Below are 18460 nucleotides of genomic sequence, written 5' to 3' on the forward strand. Positions count from 1 at the left end.
CCGGAATGTTTGATGAGCAGCCGGCATGCCGGCGCTGTTCGGGCGTTCGCCTCAACATCGATGTCCCGCGGTGCGGAGCAGAGGATGAACTCTATAGCGGTGGACGCTGCTGGACCTGTGCCCTCGGCGATCTCGTAGATGACCTGCTGACCAACCCGGCCACCGGCTCAATGGCCAGCGAACTGATCCCACTGGCAGCGGCCCTGAAGTCGATGAAACGGGCCAACAGTGGCCTGACTTGGATCCAGCAAAAGCACGTCACAGCCTTCCTCCGAAACCTCACCGTCGCCCCAAATATCATCCACGAAATCTTCGACGCATTGCCCGACTCGAGGACCCGGGAGTACGTTCGTGGCCTCCTGATAGAGCACGGGGTTCTCCCCCGGCACGACGAACTCCGAACGCGCTACGAGACCTGGTCTGCTGATGCCATCGACCGGACCAAAGATCCTCAGCATCGAGACATGATCCGGCCGCTACATCCGCTGGCATCACCTGCGACGGATGAACCAGATGGACGAAGTCACTCGTGGCACCTTCCTCCGCGCCAAGCAGCACGCCATGAGGCGTTTCTCCTCCTCGATGCAAGGGAGGATTTGGGAGCAGGGGCGGCACTGCTGGCGGCGCAACCGAGGGGGTCGGCATTGTGCTGCCGGCCCCCTCGGGATACTGGGTGGTTAGCGGACGACCACGCGGACTTCGTCGAGATTCTCCAGCGGAGTACTCGTTCCCGCGACTCCATTGCGATCGCCGACGACGTTCAGCGTCACGACATACTCCCCCGGGATCGCGAAGTTCATGGGCCGACTGGCGGTCACCACATTGGTGGGGGTGGCGAGCACTTTTGCCGGTTCAGTGACGGCGGGCGCGCCCTTACGCTCGATCGTCCAGCTGTACTGGATGATCTTGCCCGTGGTCGGCGGCATCTCGATCGTGGCAGACAGGTTGACCGGCTGGAGAACGCCGACCTCCGCACGCTCATTACCGTTAGCCGCGAGGTGGACCACCGGCTGCAGGCCCTTGCGGTCCGCCGCGGTCTGTGGCAGGACGACCTGCGTCTGTGAGTCAATCTGCCAGTTCGACGACGGCTTGGGCTCAACGCCCTGCTCGGCCCAGGCGACAAGATCAAGGACCATCTGGTTAAAGATCCCCTGGACGATACCGGTGTTTGAGTGCCCGCCGTGCTCCTGGTAATAGACTCGGAAATTCTCTTGGGCCTTGCGCTTGCCCAAGGCCTTCTCGACCTGCTGCTGATAGAACCCGGCCACGTAGGGGTAGGAGTTGGCGTCCGCCAGGTTCTCCATCACCATCATCTTGGTTTTGATGTTGCCCGACTCCCTGATTCCGCCCATGGAGCCACTCGGGGTCGAAACGATCTGGACTTCGCGCTGGGGATACTTCGCTTTGCCGTTAATCTCCTTGTATTGGTCGTAGCCCTGACTGCCGTTGGTGAGGATGGAGTGGCGTGGGTAGTGCACCTGGGCGAGGAAGAACCTGTTGTTGATCCGGATTTTGTCGCCCACGTCGAGGGCGTCCAGGAGCACGGAACTGTTAGGAACGGTGGCGGAAAGGACATTGGTGTTGACCGGCAACGCCAGGGTGCTGGTCGTGGTATCCAGGACGCCCGTCAGAGAGAAGACGGGATTGGTCGGATCCGTCCTGTCGATGGTGCGCGTGGTCCCTTCCCCGTCGTAGACGTAGTAGTCCATGTGACGGTCGCCGATCGACCCGAGGGCAGGGACCGTGGCTGGATCGAACTTCAGCGCGGTCGGGACGCCCTGGGCGTCTCGGACGATGTCGGTGATCGTCGCGTAACCATCCACCTTCGCGGCCGAGAGGTAGTTCGGCGGGTTGGCGCCCGCATAGCCGGGCTTCGACCAGAAATCGTCCTCGTAGGTCTCGTCCAATGCGCGAATGGTATTCGATCCCGGGCCGTAAACCAGGCTGGGGCCGGCTACGCCAGGGAGAGGACCGACAACGGTGCCCACCGTCGCATCTCCGACCGGGATCTGATCGCCGTTTGCGAGATCCACGGTCAGGGCATTGCCCAGGGCGCTGCGAGCGAATCCCCCTTGAGAGCAACTCGTCGAGTATCGAGCGCTGCTCGGCATCTAGTCCGTCATAGATGCTGCGCCCGCTTCCGGCTTCAGCGTTCTGTCGAACTTGTGAGCGCGTCTCCAGTGGTAACGCGAGAGCGTAGAGGGCCTGCCATTGGAAGGAGTGCACGATCAGACCTGTGGGCGCGATGACTGCGGGGATCACTCCCGCCCATACCCCGGTCGTGGCCTCAGCGGCACCGATCGTCTGCACCGAGCCACCACTCTGTCCCCACAGATAGCTGTTGATCGGGACGGCGCTTCCGTAGTGCTGAGCGGCGTAAACCTTGGCAAGCTTCGTCGTGGCGGCGTTCACTCGGTAGCCCCCGAATGGATTGCCGTGGTTGACCTTCACCGTGAAGGCGCCGTTGGCGAATGCGAAGCCTAGGTCCACCTCGTTGAGGTCGAGCGGACCCGTGCCCTGAAGCGGGTAGGTGTGCTGGAAGGAGCGGTTCTTGAAATATTCGCGGGCAGGGAATCTCCAGACGATGTCCTGCTGGTTCAGCGTCGGGCCCTTTTTCACGCCCGGAGGCAGGGAATCCGGCGTGTCCATAACCGGGAAGTGCCCCTTGACTTCTGTGTACGGAAACACCTGGCCCTTCGAATCGACGTGCACGAGCGAAGCCGTGCTGTCGATCACCAATGTGCTCTCGTTGTAGTCCGGATCGACGCAGGTTGCATCGACCGCAAGCGGCGCCTCGACGTCAGTGCCGGGAACGGGAGATGCACCCACGAACTGGCATGTCGCTGCCTCGGCTGCAGCGGACGCGGGAGCCAGCAGGCCCCCCGCCAGCGCCGCCACGCCTATTGCGGCGACGGTCGCCGCAACTTTCGATGATCTGAACCGACGCCTGCGCGAATCGCTCGCGGGCTCCATCACAGTTGAATCAAACATGTCCTCGGCACCTCTCTGTCCCGGGCTGAACTCGACTTATTCCGCTAATCGGAACACTATTCGAGATGTTGTAAAAGATAATCGATCCGCAGCCATCGCACAAGGCGTCTGATGTCATACACGGGATCGACGGGATTCCATTTGTCACCTGCCGGAATCACGTTGCGACCATGACTCAGGGCGACATCGATGCACAGTGCAGAGCTCACCGAAATCTACCTAGGCCCAGCGCCGGGTTCGTGTTCCTGCGGCACGAACACCTCAACCCTGCGGCCGGCTTCCACATTGATCTGCGCCCGGCGGACCCGCACGTAGTCACGCATCGTTGAATACGAGAGCTCCTCCGCTCCGTGCTCCTCAATCAGCCGGGCCAGGATCCGGCGGCACGCCAAGCTGGGGTGAACCGCTCCCCTGCCAGCGCCATCGTTGTGCCGTCGCCGACGCGGCCGCAGCGTGACGGAAATTCCATCATCGGCGTTCGGAAACGGCCAGGGGAGAGGCCCGGAAAGGTCCGGGATGCGCTTCGCCTCTGTCCTGGTTCGGCAGTCGGGATCCGTGACGAAATGGCCTTCGTGGGGCCGAATTACGAGGACGTCCGCGATCCTCACATTAGCGGAACGGCGTACTCGATACTCGGATTTTGATTTCGTTGATCAGGCCATGCCAAGGCTCGAAATATGAGCCTCCATAACCGCAGTTCTCGAGGAGGAAGTTGAGACTTCGAGCAGAATAAAACCTATCTCTGCCAGGAGAAATGAATATCTCACGGATCGGCAATTTGTTGGCTATATGCACCACAGGGTCAGTAGAGCCGTCGGAACCTGTGATGGCTACGTAGGGAATCATCCCCAGTTTGCCGGGCCGGTAGCGAGCTAACTGTTGCTCCGCTTTTACAATGATTCGCGACTCTTCTTCGTGGCGGAACCCTTCATGCTTCGTTTCGTCCCGAAGCTGTTCAGTCACGTCCTCGATCTTGTTGAAGACTTCTGCATCGCCAGAATCCTCATTGCCCGAAGCGACGGAGTAGGTATCCAAGATTTCGCGGACGGCGACTCTAGCCCTCTTTTTAGCGCGTTGTGGATCGTATGACACATCGAACCAACCTTTGACGTCGTTGGACCGCCCCACCCGGCTCCTATCAAGGCTTGCATGCGCCAGAATCCTCAAGGACTGGCGACGATCTAGCCCGACGGCGTAGGAAACCTCGTCGGTGCCAGCGTATCCGCGCCACATAGTCAGTGAGTCGCCGCTCCTCGAAGCACTCAGGAGGTACCGCGTACCATCAGGGGCGTTCGGACCGGTAAATCGTAGGTTGTCGTACCAATCGCCCACGTGGTCCAGATAGGAGTCCAGCACGGGAGGGAAGACTTCTCCCATCCTTCTCTTGGCGTCCCGCAGGTACTGATCGGCAAGTCTGCGTTCTCCCGTATCGTTCATGAACGCTGTGTTCCCTGCCCAAAGCTCATGTTTGGTGAGGATATTCTTCAACGCTGGACAGTTGGTGTAATGCCACACTAAGTCGTCTGGCTCGTAGCTCCATGGAACGTCGTCCACCGGGTTTACTGTCATGTAGCGACCTTATTTGATGCCGTTGTAAGTCTGTGGCATGAGTGGATGACGGTTTTCGCGAACAGCACATTGCTCGGTGAAGGCTTTGCCCCGAATCAGCATGGTGGGCAGCAGGGATGCGAGGCGACGGGGATCAGCCAAGAGCAGGGCTTGATATTCGGGCACCAAGTTTGGACACCGTCCTCTTCCCCAGCCAGTAGAGCCAAGCCTCGTCAGCTTTACCGAATCTCCGTTATCGGCTCTTCAGCAGAAAGGGCAGAAGCGGATTAGACCACTCGTCGACGCAGTCCCCTAGAGCTTCTCAAAGGCAACGCGTGTGCTTCTTTTCAGGCGCAAATGAAGGCAAGAGCTCTTGTGGTGTGGCTGCGCTGGGGCAGGCACACTGCCGCCCTGGGGTGTCACTGCAAAGCCGCTGTGCGCTGGCGTCGCCCTTCGCGGGGAATCATCGGAGAGGTTCCGTTCAGGTCTGGAAGTAAAAATGCGTGTGGGCGGCACACCGTTCGTTCAGGCGTGTGGCGCAGTTTGGGCAAGATGTCGTTGCCAGATAAGCGTGGATGGACATCTCGCCTTTGCAGACACCGCATAGAACTGCTAGCTCTGCCCATTCGTTCCTGGGCCAAGTTTGGACCTTGTGATCTGTCTCTTCCTCGTGACAGAGGTGGCAGGGATAGTACCGAAGACAGCACTTGAACTTTATGGCTATCACATCTACGTCGGTGTGGTAGTGAATGCAGCGGGTTTCGTCGTCTACGATCCTGCCGAAGATCCTCATGGCTCTGGGCCTCGCTTACTTCACGCGGCGCACGAGGATGTCCGGGAAGGCCCGGTGCGCGGCCACAGCCGCAACGGATGCCACGGCGTCCTTCACGATATCGCCCGGGTAGAAGATGAGGTCACTGGCGAAAGCAGCCTGCCACGACAGCTTGAGGTTGACCATCATGCCGAGCACGCCGAGCATGTGCGATGCGACCACGGTCACCATAATGGCAACGAGGAAGAACCAAAGGCCGCGCCGCTTGGCGGGGACGCGCCGGATGATTTGCTCGGCGGCCATGCCAACGAGCAGAGCGGCGAGGACGAACCCCACGATGTATCCGGCGGATCCGCCGGCGAGGACGGCCAGGCCCGCCCGGCCGCCCGAGAAGATCGGCAGCCCGGCGAACGCAAGGAGCAGGTAGAGCGCCACCGCTGCGGCGGCACGTGATCCGCCCAGGACGAGGCCCGTCACCATGATGGCGAGGGTCTGCAGCGTGATAGGCACCCCGAAACTCCCGACGGGAATGCCCGGGACGACCGCCGAGGCTGCAATCAACGCGCCGAACACGGAGATAAGGGCCAGCGACTGCGCATCCCACAACCGACGCGGCGTGCGGGGGCTGGTCTGGGCCGGGCGGCGCGGTGCCGAAGTCGAGGTCGTCTGGTGGCTCATGGTTCCTCCTGTGAATGGTGGTCGGGTCCTCCGAAGAAGGCTACAGAGCCCTGTCTACGGTCATTTTGTAGCGAAGCCACGACTGCGCCGACGATCTGTGGATCAATTGCCACAAACCAGCGATCTGCCTTGCAGAGCTCTCGTCCAAGGCCTCAACACAAAGGTATCCGCGTCGAGTTTCTGACCCCCTGCCTCAAATTATGCATAGCAAGGTGGGCCAGGCTTTTTGGATCCTGGCCCACCTCTTTGCGCCGGTTGATGCCCTGCACCCGACTCTCGGGTTTCCTGTTGCGACGGAGTATGCAGGAACATCGGCCGGCGGGTCTTGTAAGGAACGCCGCCAGGGCGCGGATTCGCCCTAGAGCAGCCTGGGATCTTCGGCGTACATCTTCAACCTGATGCCTAAGGCGTCCGACATGTGGCGGGCGGCGATCTCCCCCGCGCGCTCCGGTTCGGCGTTCTCAATGGCGGCCAGCAGTTCGGCGTAGTCGGCCAGCACCACGGGCCACCTGCCCGGGTAGGTCAGTGTGTTGAGGGTGTACCGGCGCACCTGCTGGTCCAGGGTTCCAGCAGTCCGATGAGTGATGGACCGTGGGTGGCGCGCCACAGCTGCAAGTGGAAGGCGCGGTTCATTTCCGCAAGCGAGAAGTGATCAGCGAAGCCCTCCGTTCACGGCGGAGATGTCCAGGAAGGCTGCAGTTACCGCGTGCCGGGCCAGCCGGTGTAGGCCTCGGCGAGGTAGGCCATGCCGTTCCTGGAGGAGACAACGGAGTTCAGTTCGCCCAGCTGGCGGGCGCGGGAGAAATCGTCCGCGTCGGTGGGGGTGTGCAGCATGGTGGTCATCCAGTAGGAGAACTGCTGCGCCTTCCACACCCGCTCCAGGGCACGGTCGCTGTAGGTTTCGAGCAGCCGGTCGGACCCGGAGTTGTAGTGGCTGTCGAGTCCTTCGAAGAGGACCTTGACGTCGTGGATGGCCAGGTTCAGGCCCTTGGCTCCGGTGGGCGGGACGGTGTGTGCGGCGTCGCCGGCGAGGAACAGGTTGCCGTACCGCATGGGGGTGTGGACGAAGCTTCGGAACGGCAGCACCATCTTCTCGATGACCGGCCCTTCCTTGAGCTCGAAGCCGTTACCGTTGACGCGGCTGCGGAACGCGGCCCAAATTCGGTCATCGTCCCACTCGGCCACATTCTCTTTGGGGTCGCACTGGAAGTACATCCGCTGCACTGTGGCGGTGCGCTGGCTGATCAGGGCGAAGCCGTTGTCCGAGTTGGCGTAGATCAGCTCATCCGAGCTGCGCGGGGCTTCGGCCAGGATGCCGAACCAGGCGAAGGGGTACTCGTGGAAGTACCACTTGCGGTGCGCCTCTGGAATCTGGAACCGGCAGTGGCTCCGGGAGCCGTCCGCGCCCACCAGGAAGTCGGCCTGGATTTCATGCTCCATGCCGTCGGAGTCGGTGAACCAGACCTTTGGCTTGCCTTCGAGGTCGTGGACGGTAGTGTCGGTGACGCTGTAGCGGACGTCGCCGCCGTCGGCCTTCCTGCGCGCGGCGAGGTCCAGGAAGACGTCCGTCTGCGGGTACAGCCACACGGACTCCCCCACGAGGTCCTTGAAATCGACGCGGTGGCTCTCGCCGTTGAACCGCAGTTCGATGCCGTCGTGCCGGTCGCCGTCGCGCAGCACCCGGTCCGAGACGCCGCTGTCCACCAGCATGTTCACGGTCCCGTGTTCCAGGATGCCGGCGCGGACGGTTTCGGAGATTTCCTTGTGGCTGCGGACTTCAATGACCGTGGATTCAATGCCGGCCTTAGCCAACAGGTGGGACAGCATCAGCCCTGCGGGCCCGGCTCCCATGATGGCTACTTGGGTGGTGACGGTCTTGCGTGCTGCCATGGCGCGTCTCGCTTCGTTGCGGGGCTCCGCTTGAGCGGTGCCGGGTTGTAGGTCTGGCGGGCAACCAGTGTGCGTCGCGCTCTGTTGGTCCGGACACACACATTCCGTTGAATGGGGTTGCGGTTATGGATCTGTCACGTAGCGCCCAACCCCTCGGTGGAGTTCTGTAGCGCGGGCACCAACTCCTGCAGGTGCATTTCGTGCAAGGGAACACGACGCCAAGCGACGCCGTGCGCAGCATCGGTGGGCTATTCCCTTTGGCTCTGTATCCGGGGCAGCCGCAAGCCGCGTGAACCCCTGGCTAGAGTCCGAGGAGGCGAATTGCGTTGCTTTTGAGTATTTTGTGTCGGACTTCGTCGTGCAGATCGAGCAGCGCAAAGTCCTTCATCCACCGGTCTGGCGTGATCAGGGGGAAGTCTGAGCCGAACAGCACCTTGTCCTGGAGAAGCGAGTTGGCCTGGCGGACAAGGCTTTCTGGAAAGTACTTGGGCGACCAGCCGGAGAGGTCTATCCAGACGTTCTTCTTGTGGGTGGCTACAGCAAGAGCCTCCTCCTGCCAGGGGACGGAAGGGTGGGCCATGATGATCTGTAGCTGGGGGAAATCGGCGGCCACGGGATCGAGAAGGATGGGGTTTGATAGTCCGAGTTTTATGCCGAATCCTCCGGGAAGTCCGGATCCGATGCCTGTTTGGCCTGTGTGAAAAATGACCGGCAGATTGAGCGTTTGTAGGGCTTCGTACAAGGGGTAGAACGTTGTATCGCTAGGGTCAAAGTTTTGGACGCTGGGGTGGAACTTGAATCCGCGTACGCCGTAGTCCTCTGCTAGCCGGACGGCGCGGCTGATGGCTTTGGTGCCGTGGTGCGGGTCCACGGATCCGAAGGGGATCAGGACGTCATTGTTTTCGGCTGCGCCGCGGGCTATCTCTTCGCTGCTGTTTGGTGGGTGGCCGAGGTGACTGGAAGCATCCACTGTGAAGACCACGGCCGCCATTTTGCGTTCCCGGTACATGTCGGCGATGGCGTTCAGGTCCGGTCGGGGGCCGCTTGTCTTGAAGTATTTGCTGGCTGCTTCCACCAGTGGTGAGGGCAGTGCGTTATGGCCGTGGTCATCGACTTCGATGTGGACGTGCATGTCGATGGCGACGAGCGATTCGACGTCCAGCTGGAGTGTGTAGGACACAGGTCAATCCTCTTTCAGGGCAGGGCTTTTACAGGTCGATAGCGGGCGGTACTCGGGATACTGAACGGCTGGTCACAGAGCAGGCATCGGATCCGTGCCGTTAGCGCCGTGCTCCGGCACCGGTTCGCTTATGCTCGGATACGCTGTTCCGACTGCCTCTTCGAGACGCCGGGCCAATCCTTGGGCGGCGTGAAGCAGGGACGGAACGTATTGGGCCATGTCGGTCCTGAGGCTGTAGCTGACAATGCCGATTGCGGCTTGGACTTTGCCGGCGACGAGGACCGGGGCGGCGATGGAAGTGGATCCAAGCTGGTATTCCTGGTGGCTTTGGGCGTAGCCGTTTTGGCGGATTTGCACCAGCTGTCGCGACAGTGACCTTCGGTCAGTAATCGTATCCGGCGTGTACCGGGCCAAGGGCATGGCGAGTATTGCGTCGGTGAAGGCCTCGGGGCTAAAAGCAAGCAATGCTTTGCCGACGCCTGTGGCATGGAGCGGTATGCGGGCGCCGATGCGGCTCTGAAGGGGTACGGAAACCTTGGAGGTGAGCTTTTCGATGTAGATGGCATTCGTGCCGTCGCAGACGGCCAGCTGCACGGTCTCCCTGCAGTCATATTGAAGGTTGAGGAGGAACGGCATGGCAGTCTCGCGGAGCCGTCCGTGGATAGGCGTCAGCAGGCCCATCTCCCATAGCCGCACCCCTAGCCCGTAGCGGCCCTCATTGTCCCGGTCAAGGAAACGTCCGTCTTCGAGCTCGCCGGCAAGCCGGTACACGGTCGCCACAGGAAGCCCGGCTCGGCGGGCGAGCTGGCTGAGCGTAAGCAGGGGATTTTCGACATCAAAAGCGGCAAGTACGGCCAGCGCCCTCGCGGTAACGGACTTCGCCGAGCTCTTGTATGGCTCATCACTCATCGCCGTTCTTCCTTCCGGTGGTTGCTTGAGGGTCCTCCCCGGTCCGATGCGCGGGTGCCAGGATGGCAGCAAGGCTGCGGGCGGCTCCCCGCATCTCGGGAATCATTGTCTCGATGGAAACCCCGGCCCGCCGGGCGGCTGAGGCCGCCGGCGGTGTGCTGAGGGACAGGGCCATGGGCGGGCGGCCTTCAGCCCGGATCGGGACGGCATATTCGACGTGACCTGCCGCGTCAGATTGCTGCGCCCACCCTCGTTCGGTGGCAGCGGTGATGCTCTCCTCCATTCGGGCGAACGCCGTGCGAGTTAATGGCAAGGCGCTCCTGGCTGCCGGGGTCATACCTCCCATGAGGACATGTCCGGCGGCAGAATCCACCAGGGGCAGGGTCATTCCGGGCCCGCTGCCCGGCGCGCTGGCACCATTGGCCAAAACTTCTTCCACGCAGAGCGCCTGCTCTCCGTTGCAAACGAACACGCGGACCATCATTCCCGATTTTGTCGCAAGACGAAGCAAGAGAGGACGGGTTCCCATACCGATAACGTCATGGGTGGGTGCGAGGATTCCCAGTTCCCAAATTTTGGGGCCTATCGCGTAGCGGCCTGCAGGATCCCGTTCGACTGCCGCAATGGCTTCGAGATGATTCAGCAGGCGGAAGGTCGTCGCCACCGGCAGCCCGCTCCGGCGGGATATCTGCGACAGGGTCATTTGACGATGGTCCATGTCGAAGGACATGAGTACCGCAAAAGCCCGTTCAGTGACTGATTTTCCAGGCGAAGCGGGATCAGTACCTGCCATGGTCCTCCTCCTTTCGGGCTTAGAGCAAACTCTAACTCCAGTTTCACTTGGTGAAAAGCCTCTGCAAGACAACCGCGCCCTAAGAAGCTTTTCAGCTCCTACTCCAGGTTTCTTTTCGCTGAGTGAAAAGGTTGCTGGTGATTGGAGTCACATGTGTCCACACTGGAAACCAGTCCCCCTGTCACCCGGACACCCATGGACGCAAAGGAGCAGTCATGACCACCACGGACAGCGAATTGAACGAAAACGCCGTTCCAGTGCAGAACGGACGGCAGGAACGCAGTTTCCCGGATCCCTACGAGATCCAGACGCCCGAGGGTGCCGAGGGGTGGGAGGAAATGTACGCCTACCACAACCGGTTCCTGCCCACGCGCCGGGCGGAAGACTCTGCCAAGACCTGGTTCCGGAACTCACTGCACTACCCGGAAGTCTCCTACCCCTTTGACCAGGTCACCATCGACGGTGCCTTCACCGGCACTGGGGTAACCAATACCCGTGTGTTTGCGCTGCCCCCGGCCAAAGGCCTGGACGTTCGTGTCATTAACGGCTACACCTACATGTCAACCATTCCCAGCCCAGACGACGAGGAACAGGCACGACGGGCGGAGGAATTCGGCAAGCGGGCCGGCTACTACTTTCAGAACTGGGACACCCTCTACGCCGAATGGGAAGGACGCGTCACCGGCGCCATCCGGGCCGTCCACGAGCTGGAAGTTCCGCCGCTGTCCGAATTCGAGGCCATCGAGCGAGTGACCGAAGACCGCGGTCCCAGCCAGGGAAACCTGCTCCTGGCCGCCTACCACCGGCTGCTCGAACACGGTGACCAGATTTGGACCCTGCATTCTGAATTCCTGAATCTTGGCTACGCGGCCTACCTGCAGTTCCTGACCTTGTGCAAGGAGCACTTCCCGGAGATCGATGACCAGACCATCTCCCGCATGGTCAGCGGTGTTGACGTTCTGCTCTTCCGTCCCGATGACGAACTGCGGGCCCTGGCCCGGAAGGCTGAGGAGCTTGGTGTCGGCGATCTCGTCCATGCCGCCAACAGTGAAGAAGACCTGCTCAGCAGCCTCGGAAACTCTGAGGCAGGCAAAGCGTGGCTAGCCGCCCTCGAGGAAAGCAAGGACCCCTGGTTTTACTTCTCGTACGGGTCCGGCATGTACCACTCCCACCGGAGCTGGATTGACGATCTGCAGCTCCCGATCCAGGCCATCGGAGACTACATTGTCAGGCTGCGCGGCGGCGACGACCTGAGAAGGCCACTGGATAAGCTCCAGGCCGAACGTGACGAACTGGTCGTTCATTACCGCTCCCTTCTGGACGAGGAGGACCTGCCCGCCTTCGATGCCGCCCTTGGCCTGTCCCGGACCGTGTTCCCCTACGTGGAAAACCACAACTTCTATGTCGAGCACTGGTTCCTGACGAATTTCTGGAACAAAGCCCGCGAATTCAGCAAGCTGCTGCAGACCTGGGGCTTCTGGGACGACGTTGAAGACATCTTCTTCCTGCGCCGGGCCGAGGTCGAAGAAGCCGTCGTGGACCTCCAGATGGCCTGGGCCGCCGGCGGCAAACCCCAGGGCGGCTACCACTGGCCAGAGATCATCAAGCGGCGCAAGGAAATCTACGAAGCTCTCAGCAGCTGGAACCCGCCACCCGCCCTGGGCCCGGTGCCCGGGGAGGTCAACGAGCCGCTGACCATCATGCTCTGGGGCATCACGCCGGAGACCGTCGAACGGTGGCTTACGGCCCAGGACGGCGGAAGCAGCAGGACACATCTGACAGGGTTCGCCGGCTCCCCCGGAATCGCCGAGGGCCGTGCGCGCGTAGTGCTCCGTCCCGACCAGCTCGATACCGTGCAGGAAGGCGAAATCCTCGTCTCCCCCGTGACAAGCCCCAGCTGGACCCCGGTCTTCGGCCGCATCCGCGGCGCAGTGAGCGATATTGGCGGCATCATGTGCCACGCAGCCATCGTCTCGCGTGAATACGGCCTGCCCGCGGTTGTCGGCACCGGCTTCGGCACCTCCACCATTAAAACCGGCCAGCTGATCCGCGTTGACGGCGACGCCGGAACCGTCACCATCCTGGGCGAGTCCACCGACGCCTGACAGAAGGCACGGCTCCCCAACACACAGTCATCCGCCGGCAGCGGCACACACGCTGCCGGCGGAACCGACCCCCACCGAAGAAGGAAGAACACCGTGGGAAAGTACACAAGGAAATTCAACGAACTCAACAGCGGCGACCGGCCGCTGGTCGGCGGCAAGTGCGCCAGTCTGGGCGAAATGGTGCAGGCCGGATTGCCCGTTCCTGATGGTTTCGCCGTCACAGTGGACGCCTACGAGGACTACCGGGACGCCTCGGACCTGCGGCAACAGCTGCTACGGATCGTCCTCGGGGCCGACGCGCAGAACAACGCCTCCCTGCAGCAGGCACACGACGAAGCAGTCGACCTGATCCTGGGCCGCGAACTGCCGGCCGCCATCGAGCAGGAGATCCGCGAAACGTATCTGCAGCTCTCAAGGGAAACGGCGCAACGGCGCGGCACCGGCGACCCCGACCGTGTTCCGGTCGCGGTACGCTCCTCAGCCACCGACGAAGACGGCGACGCCGCCAGCTTCGCCGGCCAGCAGGAAACCTACCTGTGGGTCGTGGGCGAAGATGACGTCATCGCCAAAGTCCGTGAATGCTGGGCCAGCCTCTACACGCCGCAAGCCATCGCCTACCGCTCCGGCATGTCCGCAGTCGATGCATCGGAAGCCTCCAAAATCTCCGTGGCAGTTCAGCTGATGGCCCACGCCGACGTCGCAGGCGTCACCTTTACCGTCAGCCCGCGCACCGGTGACCGGTCCGTCATCGCCATCAACGCCAGCTGGGGACTCGGACAGTCCGTCGTTTCCGGTGAAGTGACCCCGGATGAGTACTGGCTGAACAAAATCGGCCCTACCCTGACCAAAACCCGGATCGCCTCCAAGGCCCAGGAATACGTTCCAGCCCCAGGCGGGGTAGGTGTCGAATTCCGGGACGTGGACGAAGCCCGCCGGGACGTGGCCTGCCTGACTGAACCTGAAGTGATGCAACTTGCTGACATTGCCCTGCGCGTGGAGAAGCACTACGGCTGCCCGCAGGACATCGAATGGGCGCTGGAGCATGACGCCGACGGGACGCCCAAGGTCATGCTGCTCCAATCACGCCCGGAAACCAACTGGAAAAAGCGCAAGGAAGAAAAAAGCAAGAACACCACCACGGCAACCTCTAACTTGCTGGGGTTCGTGGCCGCCGCAACGAAGGGTAGTACCAAATGAGCGCCCCGTCCACGCCGAGCTGGCAGGATGTTCTTGACCTCGTCACCCAGCTTGACGACGGCGCCTACGAGTCCGCCGCCGTGGAGTTCGGAGACGTCTCCGTCCGCCTCTCACGCTCGGCAGAGATGCCCGTCACTTCCCCAACGGCCGTGACAGCGCCACAGCCCTTTGCGCCGTCAACGAACGGGTCAGCTCCAGCGCCCGCCCCCTCGGCGGCACCCGCCGTTACCGAACCCGCCGTGAATGAACGCGCGCCTTCCGCCCCGGCTCCCGCAGAGCCGGCCTCGAACAGCAGCGTTGTTACAGCCCCGATCATCGGTGTCTTTTACCGCAGCCCCTCCCCCGGGGCGCCGCCCTTTGTCGAACCTGGGACGGCCGTGGAGGCAGATACGACTATCGGCATCATCGAAGTCATGAAGCTGATGAACCCGGTGACGGCAGGCACTGCCGGAACCCTGACCGAATTCCTGGCCGCGGACAACGCACAGGTCGAGTTCGGCCAGCCGCTGGCCGTTATTGCCGGGGAAGAATCGCCATGAACGGGCAACACGAGGAAAAGAGGCCCGTAGTCCTGGTGGCCAACCGGGGCGAAATCGCCGTGCGCATCATTGCCGCCGCACGCAGGATCGGCGCCAGCCCCGTGCTGGCCGCCAGCGCCGCCGACACCGACTCACTTGCAGCGCGCCTGGCGGACCGGGTCATCGTCATAGGACCCGCCCAGGCCGGCCGGTCGTACCTGCGGCCCGAGTATGTTGCCGAAGCCGCCGTCCACGCAGGTGCAGACGTGGTCCATCCCGGCTACGGGTTCCTCAGTGAACAACCCGAACTCGCTGAGCTCCTCGAAGCCGAAGGTATCGCCTTCGCCGGCCCCCGACCGGAAACGCTCCGTGCCGTCGGTGACAAGAGCAGCGCGCGCCGGGTTGCGGTCGCGGCCGGAGTGCCGGTGGCGGTCGCCGTTGAAATTGATGACCCGGCAACAGCCGCAGAACTCGGTGACTCCCTCGGATACCCGCTGTTGATCAAGGCCGTGCATGGTGGCGGCGGGCGCGGCATCCGCCTCGTACGCGATTCCATAGAATTGGCGGACCTGGCACCCCAGGCCGCAGCTGAAGCGCAGGCGGCGTTCGGAAACGGCTCCCTGTACCTGGAACGCTTCTACCCGGCCGCGCGCCACGTGGAAGTGCAGGTATTTGGTGACGGTAAAGGCGGCGCCCAGATTTTTGGGGACCGCGACTGCTCAGTACAACGCAGACACCAAAAACTTATCGAGGAATGCCCCGCCCCCGGACTTTCCGAGTCCCGCCGGTCGGTGCTGCACGAGGCGTCCCGCGCGCTCGTTCAGGCCCTGCAGTACCGCGGCGCCGGAACCGTCGAATTCCTCGTCGACACCGAATCCGAAGATGTGGTGTTCCTGGAGATGAACGCCCGCATCCAAGTCGAACACCCCGTCACCGAAGAAGCCTTCGGCGTCGACCTCGTCGCCGCCCAGCTGCGCCTCGCCCTCGGCCAAGACCCCCAGCTCCCGGACGTGCCCCCCGTCCCGCCGGCGGTAGCCATCGAAGTGCGGATCAACGCCGAGGACCCCGACAATGATTTCCGTCCCAATCCGGGCCTGATCACCGACGTGCACTGGCCCGACGGCCCCGGAATCCGGGTCGATACCCACGTACGGGATGGGTACGCGTTCCCGCCGTTCTACGACAGCCTGATGGCGAAGCTGATAGTCCGCGCCCACAGCCGCAGCGCCGCCGTCGAAGCCCTGCGCTCCGCGGCCGGAGCAGTGGTCCTGGAAGGGGTCAAGACCACCCTCCCCCTGCACGAATTTGTCCTGTCCCACCCTGACTTCATCCACGGCGGGGTCAGTACCTCATGGTTCGCCCCCGCCTGGGAACAGCGAAGCGCCCAGCTCAAGGAGGCCGTCAAATGACCGCAACCGCAACCCCGCAGGCCCGCGCCGAGACCAGGGAGCAGCCCTCAAAACAGCAAAAGACCATCCGTTTGGTAGATACCAGTCTGCGCGACGGAAACCAAAGCCTTTGGGGGGCCACGGGACTGACCACCGGAATGGTCGAGGCAGTCGGCCCTCTGCTGGACCAGGTGGGCTACGAAGCCATCGACTTCACCAGCTCAACGAACCTGTCCATGGGCGTAAAGTGGCACCGGGAAAACCCCTGGGAACGCATCTCGCGCATGCGTGCAGTCATGCCCGACACGCCGCTCTCCGCCATCACCACCGGCATGCGTTTCATGTCCTGGGACAAAGCCTCCGAGACCGTGATGCGCATGGCGTTGCGTCTGATGGCCTCCCACGGACTGCGCCGGCTCCAAATCGCCGAACCCATGAACGACGTCGAGTCCCTCCTGCGCGTGGCTCAATGGGCGAAAGAGGAAGGAATCGAACAGGTCGTCGCGGCGGTGACCTTCACCGAAAGCCCCGTCCACACCGACGAAAGCTACGGCAGAAACGCCAGGCTTTGCAGCGCAAGTAAATATGTTGACGCCGTCTATATCAAGGACCCGGGCGGACTGCTCACCGTCGACCGAACCCGCCAACTCATTCCCGGCATCCGCGCTGCGGCAGGGGCCAAAACCCTGGAGCTGCACAGCCACTGCACGACAGGGGCCGCCTCTCAGCTGTACCTCGTTGCCGCCGAACTGGGCGTTGACGTGCTCCACACCGGACTGGGTCCCCTCGCCAACGGCACCGCCCAGCCCAGCCTCGAAAATCTCGTAGGTAACCTGGACGCCCTCGGCATCCCCGTTCAGGTAAACCGCGAAGCGGCCGCCGCAGCTGCGAACATCCTCTACTCCGTCGCCAAATCCCAGGGCCTGCCGTCCGGTGTTCCCACCGAGTATGACCTCAGTCCCCACGTGCACCAGGTCCCCGGCGGCATGATGTCCACCCTCAAGCGCCAGCTCGGTGAACTGCGCATGCTCGATGAGCTGCCGGCGGTCATCGAGGAGGCCGGACGTGTCCGGGCCGACCTCGGCTACCCCATCATGGTCACCCCGTTCAGCCAGTTCGTGGGCAGCCAGGCATTGATGAACGTCCTTGCCAACAAGTCGGGTCAGGACCGCTACAGCCGAATTCCCGATGAAGTGGTCAGGTTCGTCCTGGGCAACTTCGGGGCTCCAGAAGGCGAGATTGCCCCCGAGGTGATGGAGAAAGTGTCCCAGCTACCGCGGGCCAAGGAATTGGCCGAACCTACGGCTGAGCGGTCCCTGGCCGACCTCCACGAAGAGTACGGCCAGACATTCGGCCGGCAGCTCACCGAAGAGGAGCTGCTGCTGCGCATGGTACTCCCGGCAGATCAGGTCGACTCCATGCTCGCCGCCGGGCCCGCACCCCAATGGACACCAGCCGGCGGTCATCGGGCCGTTAGCCCGGTATCCAATATCGCGGAATTCATCAAGGCAGCACACCAACTTCCCAAGTGGAAATACCTGGCCGTCAGCCGCGGCACCGAAAAAGTCGAACTGCGCCGTGCTCAAAGCGGAGAAACCCCATGAACCTGACCGAATTCCAGGCCCGGCTGGCGGACGTCCGCGGCGTCATGTTTGATATCGACGGTTGCCTGGTCCTTTCAGACGGGCCCAGCGGCCACGGCGGCAATGCCCTGCCCGGAGCCCGGGAAGCGATCGAACTCGTGCGCAGCACCGGCCGCACCATGGCCGTCTTCACCAACGGTTCCATGCAGACACCGGCACAGATCGGCGCGTCCCTTCGCTCCCACGGCCTGGACGTCCGTGACGAGGAAGTGCTCACGCCTGCCGTTGTGGCCGCCGAAACGATGCAGGCCCTCTACCAGGACAAACCGCTCCTGGTATTCGGCGGCAACGGCGTCCGGGACGATTTCGAACGCCGGGGCCTGAACCTGATTGACATTGATCAGGCACTGGCCGGTGAACCCACGGAAGCCGCTGCCGTCGTTATCGGATGGGACACCGCCTTCGGGAAGGACAAAATTCAGGCGGCCGCAGAGGCCGTGCTGGCAGGAGCAGAGATCTACTGCACCTCGGACGCACCCTCGTTCGCCTCTAAACAGCGCCTGAACGTGGGCGTTTCCGGCTTCATCGCAGCCGGTCTCAGCCACGTCACCGGCCGTGCCTACCGGGTCCTCGGAAAACCCTCACAGGAGGCCATTGACGTTCTAGCCCACCGCCTGCAAGTCCTACCGTCCCAGATGCTCATCGTTGGCGACGATCTCACCCTCGAGGGCAAAATGGCGCGCAGGGCCGACGCCCTGGGCGTACTGGTGACGACCGGTACGCACTCCGCTGCTGACGCCGCAATTGCCCCACAGGACCAACAACCGGACTACATCGTGGACAGCCTGTCCGACCTGGTGGAACTCTTCGCCCTCGCCTCTGAAGATACAACCGCCCGGCTGGGCTGA

The 18460-nt window shown here is 62.6% G+C and carries 15 protein-coding genes and 1 pseudogene; 6 read left to right on the plus strand and 10 right to left on the minus strand.

What is annotated here, in order from left to right:
* Positions 1-677: 677 nt before the first annotated feature.
* The 10 genes and pseudogenes from QF047_RS10760 to QF047_RS10805 form a co-directional block, all read right to left on the minus strand.
* Positions 678-2033 (minus strand): hypothetical protein, encoded by a 1356-nt coding sequence (locus QF047_RS10760; RefSeq protein WP_307276648.1) that lies wholly within the window; start codon positions 2031-2033, stop codon positions 678-680.
* 1150 nt (positions 2034-3183) lie between these two features.
* A pseudogene (locus tag QF047_RS10765) lies at positions 3184-3446 on the minus strand (hypothetical protein); the annotation flags it as partial.
* A 154-nt stretch (positions 3447-3600) separates the two neighbouring features.
* Complete coding sequence (locus QF047_RS10770; RefSeq protein WP_307276651.1) at positions 3601-4560, minus strand: DUF2971 domain-containing protein; 960 nt, start codon at positions 4558-4560, stop codon at positions 3601-3603.
* A 460-nt stretch (positions 4561-5020) separates the two neighbouring features.
* Entirely contained in the window at positions 5021-5332 is a 312-nt protein-coding gene (locus QF047_RS10775; protein ID WP_307276654.1) for a CHY zinc finger protein, read from the minus strand.
* Between the two features lie 15 nt (positions 5333-5347).
* A complete protein-coding gene (locus QF047_RS10780) occupies positions 5348-5989 on the minus strand; it encodes a biotin transporter BioY (protein WP_307276657.1) in 642 nt (213 codons plus the stop codon).
* Positions 5990-6347: 358 nt separating this feature from the next.
* Positions 6348-6596, minus strand: coding sequence for an FCD domain-containing protein (locus tag QF047_RS10785; RefSeq protein ID WP_307276659.1), 249 nt, complete (start codon positions 6594-6596; stop codon positions 6348-6350).
* 92 nt (positions 6597-6688) lie between these two features.
* Positions 6689-7879, minus strand: a complete 1191-nt coding sequence (locus QF047_RS10790) for a 4-hydroxybenzoate 3-monooxygenase (RefSeq protein ID WP_307276662.1) — start codon at positions 7877-7879, stop codon at positions 6689-6691.
* A 301-nt stretch (positions 7880-8180) separates the two neighbouring features.
* Positions 8181-9011 carry an amidohydrolase family protein gene (locus tag QF047_RS10795; RefSeq protein ID WP_307281888.1) on the minus strand — a complete coding sequence of 277 codons (831 nt, stop codon included), beginning with the start codon at positions 9009-9011 and terminating at the stop codon, positions 8181-8183.
* 120 nt (positions 9012-9131) lie between these two features.
* Positions 9132-9968: an IclR family transcriptional regulator gene (locus QF047_RS10800; RefSeq protein ID WP_307276665.1), complete on the minus strand. Its 837-nt coding sequence runs from the start codon at positions 9966-9968 to the stop codon at positions 9132-9134.
* Complete coding sequence (locus tag QF047_RS10805; RefSeq protein ID WP_307276669.1) at positions 9961-10761, minus strand: IclR family transcriptional regulator; 801 nt, start codon at positions 10759-10761, stop codon at positions 9961-9963. Before QF047_RS10805 ends, QF047_RS10800 begins: the two co-directional genes overlap by 8 nt.
* 215 nt (positions 10762-10976) lie before the next feature.
* Here QF047_RS10805 and QF047_RS10810 point away from each other — a divergent pair, with 215 nt between their 5' ends.
* The 6 genes from QF047_RS10810 to QF047_RS10835 all read left to right on the plus strand — a co-directional run bounded on the left by QF047_RS10810 (position 10977) and on the right by QF047_RS10835 (position 18460).
* Entirely contained in the window at positions 10977-12866 is a 1890-nt protein-coding gene (locus tag QF047_RS10810) for a PEP-utilizing enzyme (protein WP_307276672.1), read from the plus strand.
* Between the two features lie 93 nt (positions 12867-12959).
* Entirely contained in the window at positions 12960-14063 is a 1104-nt protein-coding gene (locus QF047_RS10815) for a PEP/pyruvate-binding domain-containing protein (RefSeq protein ID WP_307276675.1), read from the plus strand.
* Positions 14060-14602 (plus strand): biotin/lipoyl-containing protein, encoded by a 543-nt coding sequence (locus QF047_RS10820; protein WP_307276678.1) that lies wholly within the window; start codon positions 14060-14062, stop codon positions 14600-14602. The genes QF047_RS10815 and QF047_RS10820 overlap by 4 nt, the downstream gene beginning before the upstream one ends.
* On the plus strand, positions 14599-15990 hold the full coding sequence (locus tag QF047_RS10825; protein WP_307276681.1) for an acetyl/propionyl/methylcrotonyl-CoA carboxylase subunit alpha: 1392 nt from the start codon (positions 14599-14601) through the stop codon (positions 15988-15990). The genes QF047_RS10820 and QF047_RS10825 overlap by 4 nt, the downstream gene beginning before the upstream one ends.
* Complete coding sequence (locus tag QF047_RS10830) at positions 15987-17573, plus strand: pyruvate/oxaloacetate carboxyltransferase (protein WP_307276684.1); 1587 nt, start codon at positions 15987-15989, stop codon at positions 17571-17573. The genes QF047_RS10825 and QF047_RS10830 overlap by 4 nt, the downstream gene beginning before the upstream one ends.
* Positions 17570-18460 carry an HAD-IIA family hydrolase gene (locus QF047_RS10835; protein ID WP_307276687.1) on the plus strand — a complete coding sequence of 297 codons (891 nt, stop codon included), beginning with the start codon at positions 17570-17572 and terminating at the stop codon, positions 18458-18460. Before QF047_RS10830 ends, QF047_RS10835 begins: the two co-directional genes overlap by 4 nt.

This window comes from Arthrobacter sp. W4I7 (assembly GCF_030816215.1).
Lineage (GTDB): Bacteria > Actinomycetota > Actinomycetes > Actinomycetales > Micrococcaceae > Arthrobacter > Arthrobacter siccitolerans_A.

Bases quoted from the DNA above. Each gene is read 5' to 3' on its own strand.
- QF047_RS10770 (WP_307276651.1), bottom strand. From the start codon at position 4,560: ATGACAGTAAACCCGGTGGACGACGTTCCATGGAGCTACGAGCCAGAC.
- QF047_RS10775 (WP_307276654.1), bottom strand. From the start codon at position 5,332: ATGAGGATCTTCGGCAGGATCGTAGACGACGAAACCCGCTGCATTCAC.
- QF047_RS10780 (WP_307276657.1), bottom strand. From the start codon at position 5,989: ATGAGCCACCAGACGACCTCGACTTCGGCACCGCGCCGCCCGGCCCAG.
- QF047_RS10790 (WP_307276662.1), bottom strand. From the start codon at position 7,879: ATGGCAGCACGCAAGACCGTCACCACCCAAGTAGCCATCATGGGAGCC.
- QF047_RS10795 (WP_307281888.1), bottom strand. From the start codon at position 9,011: ATGCACGTCCACATCGAAGTCGATGACCACGGCCATAACGCACTGCCC.
- QF047_RS10800 (WP_307276665.1), bottom strand. From the start codon at position 9,968: ATGAGTGATGAGCCATACAAGAGCTCGGCGAAGTCCGTTACCGCGAGG.
- QF047_RS10805 (WP_307276669.1), bottom strand. From the start codon at position 10,761: ATGGCAGGTACTGATCCCGCTTCGCCTGGAAAATCAGTCACTGAACGG.
- QF047_RS10810 (WP_307276672.1), top strand. From the start codon at position 10,977: ATGACCACCACGGACAGCGAATTGAACGAAAACGCCGTTCCAGTGCAG.
- QF047_RS10820 (WP_307276678.1), top strand. From the start codon at position 14,060: ATGAGCGCCCCGTCCACGCCGAGCTGGCAGGATGTTCTTGACCTCGTC.
- QF047_RS10825 (WP_307276681.1), top strand. From the start codon at position 14,599: ATGAACGGGCAACACGAGGAAAAGAGGCCCGTAGTCCTGGTGGCCAAC.
- QF047_RS10830 (WP_307276684.1), top strand. From the start codon at position 15,987: ATGACCGCAACCGCAACCCCGCAGGCCCGCGCCGAGACCAGGGAGCAG.
- QF047_RS10835 (WP_307276687.1), top strand. From the start codon at position 17,570: ATGAACCTGACCGAATTCCAGGCCCGGCTGGCGGACGTCCGCGGCGTC.